The sequence below is a fragment of the Arcticibacterium sp. genome (genome assembly GCF_055134445.1).
The window spans coordinates 1-13,790 of sequence record NZ_JBSRVI010000052.1 but is presented as its reverse complement, the minus strand read 5'-3'; the positions used below and the strand labels follow the sequence as shown (position 1 = coordinate 13,790).

The 13,790-nt window shown below is 37.0% G+C and carries 7 protein-coding genes; 3 read left to right on the top strand and 4 right to left on the bottom strand.

What is annotated here, in order from left to right:
- Nucleotides 1-655 (bottom strand): MlaD family protein (locus tag ACTBZY_RS07430; protein ID WP_463045724.1); only part of this gene is annotated, 655 nt, incomplete at its 3' end.
- A 50-nt stretch (nucleotides 656-705) separates the two neighbouring features.
- Nucleotides 706-1,488 (bottom strand): N-acetylmuramoyl-L-alanine amidase family protein, encoded by a 783-nt coding sequence (locus ACTBZY_RS07425; RefSeq protein WP_463045723.1) that lies wholly within the window; start codon nucleotides 1,486-1,488, stop codon nucleotides 706-708.
- A gap of 133 nt (nucleotides 1,489-1,621) precedes the next feature.
- On the opposite strand from ACTBZY_RS07425, the gene ACTBZY_RS07420 reads away from it, so the two are divergent.
- Nucleotides 1,622-4,600: a putative LPS assembly protein LptD gene (locus ACTBZY_RS07420; RefSeq protein ID WP_463045722.1), complete on the top strand. Its 2,979-nt coding sequence runs from the start codon at nucleotides 1,622-1,624 to the stop codon at nucleotides 4,598-4,600.
- Nucleotides 4,601-4,634: 34 nt separating this feature from the next.
- On the opposite strand, the gene ACTBZY_RS07415 is transcribed toward ACTBZY_RS07420, so the two are convergent.
- Nucleotides 4,635-5,552, bottom strand: a complete 918-nt coding sequence (locus ACTBZY_RS07415) for a PfkB family carbohydrate kinase (protein WP_463045721.1) — start codon at nucleotides 5,550-5,552, stop codon at nucleotides 4,635-4,637.
- A gap of 225 nt (nucleotides 5,553-5,777) precedes the next feature.
- Here ACTBZY_RS07415 and ACTBZY_RS07410 point away from each other — a divergent pair, with 225 nt between their 5' ends.
- Nucleotides 5,778-7,295, top strand: coding sequence for a DNA gyrase inhibitor YacG (locus ACTBZY_RS07410; protein WP_463045720.1), 1,518 nt, complete (start codon nucleotides 5,778-5,780; stop codon nucleotides 7,293-7,295).
- Nucleotides 7,296-7,376: 81 nt separating this feature from the next.
- Here the strand turns inward: ACTBZY_RS07410 and argH are convergent, their stop codons facing one another.
- A complete protein-coding gene (gene argH, locus ACTBZY_RS07405; RefSeq protein ID WP_463045719.1) occupies nucleotides 7,377-8,723 on the bottom strand; it encodes an argininosuccinate lyase in 1,347 nt (448 codons plus the stop codon).
- A 423-nt stretch (nucleotides 8,724-9,146) separates the two neighbouring features.
- On the opposite strand from argH, the gene ACTBZY_RS07400 reads away from it, so the two are divergent.
- Nucleotides 9,147-13,790 (top strand): DUF7467 domain-containing protein (locus tag ACTBZY_RS07400; RefSeq protein WP_463045718.1); only part of this gene is annotated, 4,644 nt, incomplete at its 3' end.

Below are 13,790 nucleotides of genomic sequence, written 5' to 3'. Positions count from 1 at the left end.
CTATTTGTGCATCTAAGTTACCAGTTACTACGCCCAAATTTTCCGTAACAGTGGTTGCATTTGAAATGACTTTGGCTAAACCATTGGTATTTTGTGCTACCACCAAATTTAGGCCATCAGTGGTTTTATTAGCCGAGGTTAATAATTCATTGAGAGCATAGCCTGTCTGGTCAAATTGTTTGATAACATGGTTTAGGTTGATAATTAAAGAGTCCACGTTTTGGAGAGCAGGTGTTATTTTAGAAATAGCGGCATCAGCCAGCCCCAGTTCTATGCCACCAATAATTTCTCCACCTTCTGGTAAACTGGCACCAGGAGCTATTTGAAGTTTAATCAGTTTACCACCAATTAGGCCATCGTCTACTAAAAGGGCTACGGTCTTATCTGTAATCTTTATTTGTTTCCTAACTGCGAGGGTCACTCTAATTTGGTCATTCTTTTGGTCTGTTTCTAACTTCATAACACGACCCACATTAACGCCTTTATAGGTTACAATGTTCGACGTCTTCAGTCCTTCAACATCTTTAAAAACCACTTTATACTCGTTTTCTGTAGAGAATAAATCTAATCCTTTGAGGTAATTGAAGCCAAGATATAGTACAACCAGCGAAATAATACCTAACAAACCTACCTTCGCTTCCTTCGTTATTTTCATTTTTTGCTGTTTATGCCTGTGAATACCATTAACGATACAAATATAATGCCTTATTGATTCCTTTCCACGTCGGTCTTGTAGGAATTAAAGGCCGTATAGATGGCTTGGGCAATATTGTCACGACCATTTTCTGTACCTAACATCTTGGCATCGTTGGGATTAGAAAGATAACCAGTTTCTATTAAAACACTTGGCATGGTGGTTTCCCATATAACTAAAAAACCAGCTTGTTTTACACCACGGCTTTTGTTTCCGTGCTTAGTAAACTGCTGTTCAACTCTGGCAGCAAAATCCATGCTTTGATTCATAAATGCACTTTGATAGTTGGCTAGCATAATATGAGCCAGAGGAGAGTTTGGATTAAAGCCTTTGTAGGTTTTGGTGTAGTTGTCCTCCATTAAAATAACATTGTTCTCTCTTTTAGCCAAGTCTAGGTTAGCTTCTGTTTTATGAAGACCCATCACATAGGTTTCAGTGCCGCTGGCATGGGAGCTGCTAAAGGCATTGCAGTGAATAGATATAAATAAATCTGCTTTGTTTTTATTGGCAATTTCGGCACGGGTATTAAGAGGTATAAAAACATCAGAATCTCTGGTGTAAATCACATCTACATCTTTTAAATTTCTTTTTATTTTATCACCCAGTTTTAAGGCAATATCTAGGGCATACCTCTTTTCTTTCCCGTTTCCAGTGCCGGGGTCTTTTCCTCCATGCCCTGCATCAATCACCACTTTCTGGATGGAGTTTCCAGGGTAATGTTTTAGCGTGCAAAAGGAGAAAAACAATGTAGAAATTAATAGGAAAGCGATTATAAATGGTTTTTTGGAAAGCATAATTAAGTGTCATTTAGGTTATTTTAACACGATATTTGTAGCTCAATTACGTTATAAGGAAGCACTTTTAAACTACTTTTGTACCTCAAATTTAACTTTTTTGATAAAACAGGAAAAATTTAAAAATATTGTCTTGCTGCTTTTCATAAATTTCAGAGATGTCTTCAAAACATTTTTGAGCCCTTTGGTTTTATTATTCCTATGTGTTTCGGGAGCATGCTTTTCCCAAACAGACGCTTTGGTCGCTCCAAAGGATACCGTTAAGTCTGTTATTGCAGATTCTTTGGTAAGTGCAGATGGTAATTTGGAAACCACAGTGGTTTATACGGCAGAAGATTCTACCATAATGGATGTGGATGGTGAAACCATATATCTTTATGGTAATGCTGTGGTGGAGTATGGTGATATTAAATTAAAAGCAGATTACATCCGTATGAACTGGGGTATTAGCGAGGTTTTTGCTCACGGTATGCCAGATTCTACCAAATTGGTAGGAGAGAAGGTCAAAGGCAAACCTATTTTTATTCAAGGGGCAGATAGCTATAATACGGATACGATTCGATACAACTTTACTTCTAAAAAGGCCATAATTAAAGGTATAGTTACACAAGAAGGTGAAGGGATAATTCAGGGCAAAACGGTAAAAAAAGACCCGACAGATAATCTTTATTTAGTAGATGCCAAGTACTCTACTTGCGATTTGGCAGAGCCTCATTTTCATATTGCCGCTAAGAAAATCAAGCTGGTTAATAAGAAATCTATTATTTCTGGACCGTTTAACTTGGTTCTTGCGGGAGTTCCTTTGCCAATAGGGCTGCCGTTTGGTTTCTTTCCTGTTCCAAAGAAAAAGGAAATAGGTACGTCGGGATTTATTATGGGGAGCTATGGAGAAGAGCCTAATAGTAGAGGTTACTACTTTAGAGATTTTGGATATTACCACGCATTTAGTGAGTATATCGGAGCCAAAGTTTTAGCCCAAATTTACTCCAAAGGTAGCTGGGGTTTAGGAGTGCAGTCGCAGTATATTAAAAAATATAAATATTCGGGAAACTTGAACCTTCAGTTTAATAATAATAAACCAGGAGACGAACTTTCTCTACAACCAACCTCAAGGGATTTTAATATATCTTGGTCACATTCACCTCAAAATAAAAGAACAGATAGAAGTTTTTCTGCCTCTGTCAATATTGTAAGTAATGGCTTTAATCAGAACAACGTAAGACTAGATGCCGTTGACCAGTATACTAGCAATACCTTTGGTTCCTCTATTCAGTATTCTAAAGACTTTGGAAAGTTAATAAGAACCAGTACGGCTTTAAGAATAAATCAAAATGTATCAACGAAGGTATTAAATGGTGGTGGAACCTATAGTTTAGCTGTAAATCAGTTCAACCCCTTTGTGCCAGAAAAAAAACAAGTGGGAAATTGGTACGAGTCTTTTAGGGTAGGACTAACCTTAAATGGAGGATACTCGGTAACAAACCAGAACAATGCAAGGTCTACCAGTTATAATGATTATAATATTGCAGGAATTTCTAACGAACCAATTTCTACCATCGAAGAAAGAAGGAAACAAGAGTTAGAGCTTTTACTTAATTCCTCAAACTTATCTGATGAATTAAGAACACTTTATCAAGCGGAATTAGAGGCTTTGGATAGTCCCGTTATTACAGGTATTGATAATATATTGAAAAACGGCGTTTTTAACACCTCCTATACGGTGCCTATAGCCTTACCTAATATCAAAATTGCTAAGTTTATTAATTTGACTCCGAGTATGTCCTACAAAGGAGACATTTATACGAAGGAATTAAAATATACTTATGTAGGTCCAGGAGTAGGAGAAGAGGTGGTGCAACTGACCGATGGAAGAATAGTAACTGTAAAGTCTACTGAAGGACAGGATTCCTTAACTTACTCTTATGATGAAAATCAGAATTTAACGGTTTTGGCCGATGCCAATGGCGGTGGAGTAGTGGTGATAGACACGCTTAATGGACTGTCTTTTGGGCAAAGCTATTCCTTTGGAGCAAGTATGAACACGAGGGTTTATGGTACTTATAGGTTTAATGGCAATGGAAGAATGCAGGCCATAAGACATACCGTTTCACCATCTGTGAGTTTAAGCTATACGCCAGATACGGAGGGTCAATATGCTTTTAATACCGTTATTCGTGAGGATAGCACGGGTCAACAAACTCAAAAGTATTTGCCGAGATTTGTGAATTCTTCTGCGGGTATAGGCTCCCAGGCTGCCAATATTAGCTTTGGTATTTCTAATCAACTCGAGGCTAAGTTTAGGAGTAAATCGGATACCGCACAAAGTGAATTTGAGAAGGTTTCTTTGTTGGATAATTTTAGTATTAATAGTAGTTATAACCTTCTTGCCAAGAGTTCTCTCGGAGAGTTTGCCCTTTCTAATATAAACATGAGTGCCAATAGTACCTTGTTTAAGAACTTAATAAGGTTAAATGTGGGAGGAACTATCGATCCTTATAAGTATGAAAAAGATGATTTAATATCAAGCAACTTGGCTGGGCAAAGAATAACAGAATATAAATGGGTAAAGGATGCTGAAAACTCTGGAATAGATGTGGGTAATTATCTGAGTAATTTTAATGTGTCGGTTAATACGCAACTGAGTCCTAAAACTTTCGACAAGACCAAGCAGCAACCAGAAAAGAAAAATCCAAATGTAGATCCTGCTAGAGAAGCTATGGAACGTTTTATTAAAGCTAATCCCATGGCCTATGTTGATTTCTCTATTCCTTGGAGCCTAAGTATTGCTTATACCATAAGTTATAATAAGCAAGGTCTGGCAGACGCCAGAGTAACTCAGGCCTTACAGTTTCAGGGAGATTTTAGTTTAACCCCAAAATGGAAAGTAACCTATAGTACAGGTTGGGATTTTGTTTATAAAGAGGTGACCCTGACTAATATCGGAATGATGAGGGAGCTACACTGCTGGGATATGAGCTTTAACTGGACGCCCATTGCAGGGAATTCTAGTAGAGCCTCTAATTATAGCTTTGACCTAAGGGTGCGTTCGTCTTTACTGTCAGACCTAAAAGTGAGTAGGAGAAGGCAATATTACAACAGCGGAGGATTCTAATTTAAACCTACCGCTGTTATAATAGTTAAGAAGTTTAAGCTATTTCAAAACTAGAAAGGCTAATAAATTCTTTTACCCTATCTGCAATTTCTTCGCTTGTAAGATTTAATAGTCTTTCGGTTCCAAATTTTTCTACACAGAAAGACGCCATTGCAGAACCGTAAATCATGGCTCTTTTCATGTTTTCAAAAGATAAATCATCTGTTTTTGCCAAGTGGCCAATAAAACCTCCAGCAAAAGAATCTCCAGCACCCGTCGGGTCAAACACGTCCTCTAAAGGTAAAGCAGGGCAGAAGAATATCTTTTCTCCTTGAAATAAGAGTGCACCATGTTCTCCTTTTTTTATCACCAAAGTTTTAGGACCCATTGTTAAAATGGTTTTAGCCGCTTTTCTTAAAGAATAATCTCCAGATAGCTGACGAGCCTCAGAATCGTTTATGGTAAGACAATCTATATCCGCTATAACGGCCTTTAGTTCATCCATTGCAATATCCATCCATAAATTCATGGTGTCTAGCATCACAAACTTTGGTCTTTTCTTGAATTTATTCAAAGTGGCGTGCTGAACAGCGGGCACCATATTTCCTAGCATTAGAAATTCACAATCTTGGTATCCTTCTGGGATGGTAGGCTCATAATTCTCTAAGACGTTCAGCTGAGTATCAAGCGTGTCTCTACTGTTCATATCATTATGATATTTTCCGGACCAGAAGAAAGTTTTTCCATTTGGGTCTACTTCTAGGCCGTCGGTGTTTACGCCATGCTTTTGGAAAGTAGAAATCATCTCTGAAGGGAAGTCACCACCCACAATACCTACTAAGTTATTTTTCTTGGTAAAATAAGAAGCGGTTAATGAAATGAAAGTGGCTGCCCCACCAATTATTTTGTCAGTTTTGCCAAAAGGAGTCTCTATTTTATCAAATGCTACGGACCCTACTGTTAATAAACTCATGTATGATGTTTGGTTTTTAATATTCTATCTGCAAAAATAGCAGTATTCTATTAAATATGATATTCCCCAAATTTCTTCAAAAAAGCAGTTTTGCAAGATAATTAGGCTAACTGTAAAAAATCGTACCGTTTTTTTCTTTAATATTTTAGTGCTGAGTTTGTTGATTTCTAACGATTCTTTATTGTATTTTTACTCTCTCATAACTAAATAAGAACAATTTTTCAAATGAAGAAGCCTTTCATTCTTATCGGTGCTTTTCTGCTAACTGTAGCATTTAGTACATTATCTAATGCTCAGGGTTCAGTTCCTTGTGTAGAAACTTTGAATAAGTTTTTCCATAAAGAAGTAGTAACCACCATGCCACAAGGTGCCGCTCCGAAGGTCCTTAACAAATTAGGGACTAATCCTCAGTTTGGTCGTATTAGTAGACATACTGCGGCTTCAGCTTATTCTCACCTTAAAAGTGTTAAAAGAAGAGGTAAAAGACAGGCGGCTGAATTGGATAGATTATTAAGAACTCTGGGTTATACAGGGGCTAATGATCCTGATTTTGATGCCAGTGACATAACTCCAGTGATTGTACCAAAGGGTGCTGTAGGTTGGATGGGATCTGGTAGTACTAAGTATTTCAAAGCTAAATTTGGAAAGGATTTTGAAGGATATCAAATTTTTGTAAAAAACGGACCTTGTTTCGTTTATATCATGAAGACTTGTGGAAATATTTTTTATCAAGATATTCCTCCTTGTGATCAAAATATTCCATGTCCAGAGTGTAATAACTTCTCTTCTTGGAGTGCAAACAATAAAGCAAACCCTTATTGTAATTGTGTCCCTTGTCTAGATTGTCAAGAAGCGGTTCAGCAGAGTATTAATTTATCTGGTGATGGTAAAATTGCCAGTGGCGATTATTTAAAGGATACTAAAGAGGTGGAATTAGTGGCTTCTTATGGTGGTCAAAGCCTTTGTTTGGGTAAATTAAGTGTTCCTGTTAATGTAGCTTACGAGTATGCTGCCTCAGGTTCTACGAGTGCATCTGAGAAAGTTTCTATTGATAACCAAAATGGAAATGTACTTTCTGCGATAGATTTAAAAATACCTGTAAACCTAGATTTTAATTTAGAAAAAGGTCAAACTAGCTTCGGAAGTGATGGTGCCATTAGAATGGATGTGACCAAGAAACGTTTTAAAGTGCTTAAGAAATCTTATCCTGTGTGTGCCACAGATATGGCATCAGAAACAATGGAAGGTTTATCTGCTCCTGAGATTGATAAGGCTGACGCTGAAACAATGGATGGAAGTAGTGATGGCGTAATAGGTAAAAAGAAACAAACATTATTTTTTGCTGGTAACGACGCCATTAGTGAAGTGGTAAGTAAGGAGCATAACCCTACTGTTACAGTTATAGCTCATGCTACTAAAGCAGGAAAATTAGCGAAGGGAGAATCTGCTGACAAATACCTTTGTTTAGGACAATATGGTGTGGCTGGAGCCTCTGCACTTCAATATATGTTAACTGGAAGCAGCAACCTTACTCATGCTGTTGAAATTTGTGATGACAAAGGCAATCAGCCTTCTGAAAGAAACATAAACTTACCAATAGACCTTAAAGCGAACTTCACTAAACAAGAGATGAAAGTTGGTGATGATGGCAAAGTGTATATTCAAATCACTGAGAAACAATACAAAAAAATGGGCAAGAGATTCTCAAGATGTTGCTCAAACGGTGATGATTCTTGTTTCTAAGAAGAACTCATTTCTGTAAAGACATAAAAAAAGCATTCGATATGATATCGAATGCTTTTTTTTATGCTCAAATTCCAGATACTAGAATGGGCGATTTTTTAATTTTTCAAAGGCCTTTTCAACCTTAACAAAGTTAAAGGAATCCATTACTGCGTTCATATTATTAGAAAGAGCGTCATTGCAAAGGTTACCCATGCTTCCCTCTAGTGTATGGTTTAAACTTCTATCAGGAATAAATTTGCCTTCGTTAATTCCTTCACCCGTTATTTTATAGGCATCCCGAAAAGGAATGCCACTTAAAACCAGGTTGTTTACGTTCTCTACACTAAATATTAGGTCGTATTTTGGGTCGTCTAGGATATTCTTTTTAACCTCCATTTCTTTAATCATGAATGCTGTAATCTCAAGACATTCAGAGAAGTTCTCAAACGCAGGTATTACCAATTCTTTAAGCAATTGTAATTCTCTATGATATCCGCTAGGTAAATTTGAAAGCAGAGCGTTAATTTGGGTAGGGAGACTTTTAAGTAAGTTGGTTTTTCCTCTTAAAATTTCAGCGACATCAGGATTCTTTTTGTGAGGCATTATACTGCTACCTGTTGTTATTTCTTCAGGTAGTTTAATAAAACCAAAGTTCTGGCTATTATAAAGACAGACATCCATGGCCAAACGAGAAAGGGTATTGGCGAGGTTGCTCAAGGCGGAAGAAACGGCATATTCCATTTTTCCTCTAGTCATTTGGGCATAGACCACATTATAATTTAGGTCTTCAAAGCCCAAGAGCTCCGTGGTTAAAGTTCGATTTAAAGGGAAGGATGAGCCAAAGCCAGCTCCGCTGCCTAAAGGGTTTTTGTTGACTATCTTATAGACAGCCTGCAGTAAAGTAAGGTCATCTATCAGACTCTCTGCATAAGCACCAAACCATAGTCCAAAAGAAGAAGGCATGGCAATCTGAAAGTGGGTGTAACCCGGAAGGAGGTCATTTTTATGTAGATTACTTTTTTCAATGAGGGTTTCAAAAAGGGAAAGAACCTGCTTAGAAATTTCTTCAATTTTTTGTCTGAGGTACATTTTTAAATCCACTAAAACTTGATCGTTTCTAGATCTCCCGCTGTGAATTTTTTTTCCAGTATCTCCAAGTTTTTTAGTGAGCATTAGTTCTACTTGACTATGCACATCCTCTACATCATCCTCAATAACAAACACACCACTATCAATATCTTCAAGAATTAATTTGCATTCCTTTATTAAGGAAGAGAGTTCTTCTTTTTCTAATAGACCAATGCTTTCAAGCATGATGGCATGTGCCATAGAGCCCAGTACATCAAAAGGAGCTAGATGTATATCCAAAACCCTGTCTTGACCTACTGTAAATTTTTCAATATTCTCCTGGACTTTTTTCCCGTTGTCTTTATTCCAAAGTTTCACGTCAGCAATGTTTAAATTAATGAGATACAAATTAACGAAGAATGTGACCTAATGTAGAAAGGCAGGTCTAATAAAATGAAAAGTAAAAATTATTTAGTGGGGTCATTTTAGCACGGTATTTGCATATATATTATTGACTTCGAAGAATGACGCTTGCCGTTTTTCGATGAAATAAAAATAAAGTCTTTAAAATGCCCTTAGGGTGCATCTGGGGGCTTTTTCCGAAAGTAATATCGTGCATTCCTGAATACTGGCATAATTTTTATAGGTCCTTGAGGCCTTGTAGAGCATGCTGTTTTTGGGAATTTGATGATGTTGCTTTTTTTTTATTTTGTATTCTGGTAACAATAATTCTTTAAGGGAATTTTAGTTGCTGAGTGAATTTATAAAAAACTGGTTTATTTGAATAAACACTTACTTAAAATGAGAAATTATTACTCCTTAACTGAGAAAATGGAGCTTAACGGCCATTTTACGAGATTTTTGGCGTTTTTTGCATTAGTTGCCTTTTTTGTCTTCGGGGCTACTTCTGGTGTTCAAGCTCAAAAGCTGAAAGTCGAGAAAAGTGAAAATTCCAAGTCATCTATTTCCACTAATGATTGGACGAGAGGTCTTATGAAAATTTCAGGCTATGAGTATGGCTTTGAAACAGAAAAATTCCTTGACCCTGAGTTTTATGATGCTAGTGGGAATCCTAAGGTTGATTTTTCAAAAATGAAAAACGCATCTAGCGTAGCTTCAGAAATGAAGCTCACTACATCTGGATGCCAATGTAGTTTTAATCTTACTGCCAATTGGGACTTTAATGGAGGTACTTTACTTAGTATACCAAATAGCTGGACACCGTCAAACGGCAAATTTGCATTATTCAATAATTCTCAAACGGGAAATTATGGCATCTTAAATAATGGAGATGACTCAGGAACCTATTATGTCACGCAGACTGTAGACGCTCCTTATGCCGGAGGGCAATCAATTTCGATGGACGCTTACGCAGCTACTCATAATGTGAGTGGTACTGCACAATTATATTTTGAATTTCTGGATGCAAGCAATAACGTACTTGGTACTTCGACAAAAAGTACGGTTACAAATACTTATAATGATAATGGTACACCCTTAGATCCTATTAGTACTATTACGAATACGGCTCCTGCCAATACCGTAAAAATTAGAATAGTTGGATATAGTAAGGATAGAGCACTGAAGTTTGATTCTGTAATTTTAACTTATTGTTCTTCATTAAAACTTGAAAATCCTGATCCTTCCACAGCACAGGTTAATAAAGGACAGAATTTTGATTTAACACTGACCACCAGTGCACCAAATGGTACTAAAGTCGAATGGATACGTTCTACACAGCTTGTAACTTCCCTTTTACAACTTACTATTAAAACTTCAGTTGGAGAGGCTACTGCTTCCAATGGAATTGCTCAACTTCAAATAACTGCTCCAACTATAGCAGGTACATATTATTATTATGCGAATTTTAAACCATTAGACCCTTGTGGGTCTTTTGTGAAATATGTAATTACCGTTAAAGATATTGGTACCAACGACCCCGTGTGTTTTTCTGGATCTAGGGTAATTACAGATAATAAACTTTCTGGAGCTTGTAATACATCGTCAAGTACTTACTACTCCTTATGGCTGAACATGAATTCTTCAGCAGGAAAGACTAATCATCAATATTTTAAAACGACTGATCTTAAGTTTGAAGAGTATTGTGATGGTACAGCCAAAATTTATGGTAGAGTAAAACCTGCAGCAGGCGGAACAAATGATTATCTAGACGTAGTCTATGTACTTTCAGGTAGAACAGCCGTTACGCCACAATATAGTCCTAAACCCAATTCATGTACTACATATGGAAATGACCTTTACTATTATACCAGTGCTACAGGAACAATAACTGGGGGAGCGAGCGGTATTTATAGTGGACTTGAAATAGAAATATCTGATAATTCAACCAACACTATGCCATCGTTTCAAATTGGAACAGGTGGAAATGTGAATACCAATGATTTTGGAGGTAGCGGTTGGTTTGATTTGAATTTCAAAAACAGTGGTACCAACGGTTGGTCCGGAAAAACTAGTCATGGAGACTTTAACTTCAACTTAGGAAATATTGTTCCTTTTGAACTTACAGCCACAGCGAGTGCTCCATCTATTTGTGTAGGCGGAGATGTAACTTTCAATGCTCAGTTTAAAGGAGATGTTCCATCTTCTTGTAGTCCGTCGTATTCATGGAAATCTCCTACCAATACGGTTGTTAGTACGACTCAATCTTTTTCTCTAAGTAATCTTCAGTCAAACCAGGCTGGAGTTTATACTGTTACCGCGAGCTTTATTTCTGGAGGAAAAAATTGTAGTGTTACTTCTACTGTAAATATTATAGTAAACAGTAATTGTGAAGAAACTCCAGTTTGTGTTCCAAACTGTACACCAGTTACATTAGTAAGTTGGGATTTAAATAATTGTAATACAGGAACAGGTGGTAACTGGTATGGAGAATTTACACCAAGCATAAATAAAGGAGGTTGTGGTGAAATTTCGGCTTCTACTATTTATAGATTAAATCCTGATGTAAATAAACATTCATGTGCAGATGGTCCAGATGGTTCCGATGCCATGTGTGTGAATGGAATTAGTTCAACCACTACTCCGAATGCCGGTAATGATAAGGCCGTAAGATTTTCTACAACCATTACACCTTCTAGTGGTAAGTCGTATAAATTAGGCAACTTAAAGTTTAGCTATAAGAGAAGTGGTTATCAATGTACAGATGGTGGCTCTCAGTCTTTAGTACTTTATGTTTTTAAGAATGGAGAAAAAGTACATGAAGAAGTTATTACGGGATTAACTAAATCTTGGAAAGACAAAACTGTAACTTTTGCAGAAACGGGAAATTTTATTTCTGACGCCGCCACCACTTATGATTTCGAAATTATTGGTTTTAACCCAACGGGAAACTGTACGGTTTGGGAAATCGATAATGTGAAATTAGACGGCTGTTGTGGTACTAGTGTTCCTAAGCCAGTTATAAACGTTAGTAATGCTAATATCTGTAAAGGAGAGTCTGTAGATCTAACAGTTTCTAATTGCTCTGGTACTATTTTATGGAATACAGGTGCTACTACTGCCAAGATTACGGTAAGCCCACAAACTACAACTAGTTATTTAGTTAGTTGTTCAAATGGGTCTTGTAGTGCCGACCAATCTGTAACAGTTACAGTAGATCCTAACTGTAATAATAATATATGTTTGACTTGTACACCTAAGACCGTTGTTAAATGGAACTTAGATCAGTGTCTTGCTTTAAACGAAGCTTATAGCTACAGTGAATTTTTACCTACCTATCCAAATAATGCTAATTTTTCTACAATTACGGCAACAAATGTATACAGGGAGAATCCTAATACAAATTTCCATAGTTGTGTAGTTGGTTTTACAGGGCAGTCTAATAGTGATAGGGCCATGTGTGTTAGTGCCAATACAGGTTCTAGTGCAGATTGGGGTAAAGCTGTTAAGTTTAGTGTAACATTAAAACCTTCTCAAATAGGAGATATCACTTCACTTAAATTTAACCAAAGGGCAGCTGCAACACTTAATTATTCACCATCACCGGCATCTAGTGGCGGGTCGGCATCGAATAATTACCCTAAGAAATACTCTTTAAGGATCTATAAATCAGGGAATTTAGTATTTGAGTCATTAAATCGTTCTACCAGTCCTACAAATTGGACTACTGAGAATATCGATTTAAGTAGTGACCCTGATTTTGAATTTACGGCAAATTCAACTTATGAGTTCCAATTGACTGCTTTTGACGCAGTTGGAAATGGAGCAAGTATTTCTGCTTGGGATCTAGATAATATTGAATTAATAGCCTGTAATAAATCCGATAATATTACTGTTACGGCAACTAATAATTCTCCAAAATGTGAAGGTGAGACCGTAACTTTAACGGCTTCTTCAACTACTACTGGAGCAACTTACTCATGGACTGGACCTTCTGGTTTTGGAACAAAAACGGGAGTAACGGCTACAACAACTATTGTTGGAACTTATACGGTTACTGCAAGTACTGGAAATGGATGTAGTGCTACAGCCACCACAAAAGTTACCAATTTCTTAAAACCAACTGGGGGAACCATAAAAGCGGATGAAGAATTTTGTGGTCCTTACGTACCATCGTTAATTACGAATGTCACGGAATCTGGTGGTGAGAATTGTGGAGGTCCAGAGATAACAGGTAATGATATTTGTGATTCAGGTTCAGGGAAGCCATTATTAATGACTTTAGTATATAATGGTAAGAACTGTTCTCAATCTTTAAATACACAAGGAACAAAAGGTGGCAAATGGGATTGTACTGAAAGTGGTTCAGGTCCTAATGGTGCTGCCAGTGTTTATGTCTCTGTCAATAATAGTCAATACTCCGGAACAGTTATTATTGGTTCTGCATTTACGGTTACAAATGGAGGGTCTACATTATCTAATCCTATTGTTGTAAGCATTTATAATCAGCAAGGTGGAACACTTTTACAAACTGTCACAATTCATACCTCTTGTTCAGTTCCAATTACAATTGGAGATCAATTTGGTTCACTTTTACTAACGGCGGTTAAAGGTTCTAATAATGTAACATACGGTGGTACAAGTGGAATCAAATATACTTGGCAACAAAGAGCTGGAACTTCTGGAACTTGGCTAGCCATTGCAGGAGCTACTGGAAAAGATTATCAACCTGCCAAAATATCTCAAACAACGCAATTTAGACGAGTAGCAACAAACTGTTGTGGAGAAGGTTTTTCTAATGTTGTTACTAAAACAATTACTCCAAAGACTGTTTCAGGAGGTTCAATAAAAGCAGATGAAGCGTTATGTGGACCGTATGATCCAGCGGAGATCACGAATGTGACAAAATCCGATGGAGAAGATTGTGGAGGTCCAGAGATAACAGGTAATGATATTTGTGATTCAGGTTCAGGGAAGCCATTATTAATGACTTTAGTATATAATGGTAAGAACTGTTCTCAATCTTTAAATACACAAGGAACAAAA

What these genes read in the sequence shown, in the direction of transcription:
- ACTBZY_RS07425 (WP_463045723.1), bottom strand. Translation starts at nt 1,488, where the DNA reads ATGCTTTCCAAAAAACCATTTATAATCGCTTTCCTATTAATTTCTACA.
- ACTBZY_RS07415 (WP_463045721.1), bottom strand. Translation starts at nt 5,552, where the DNA reads ATGAGTTTATTAACAGTAGGGTCCGTAGCATTTGATAAAATAGAGACT.
- ACTBZY_RS07410 (WP_463045720.1), top strand. Translation starts at nt 5,778, where the DNA reads ATGAAGAAGCCTTTCATTCTTATCGGTGCTTTTCTGCTAACTGTAGCA.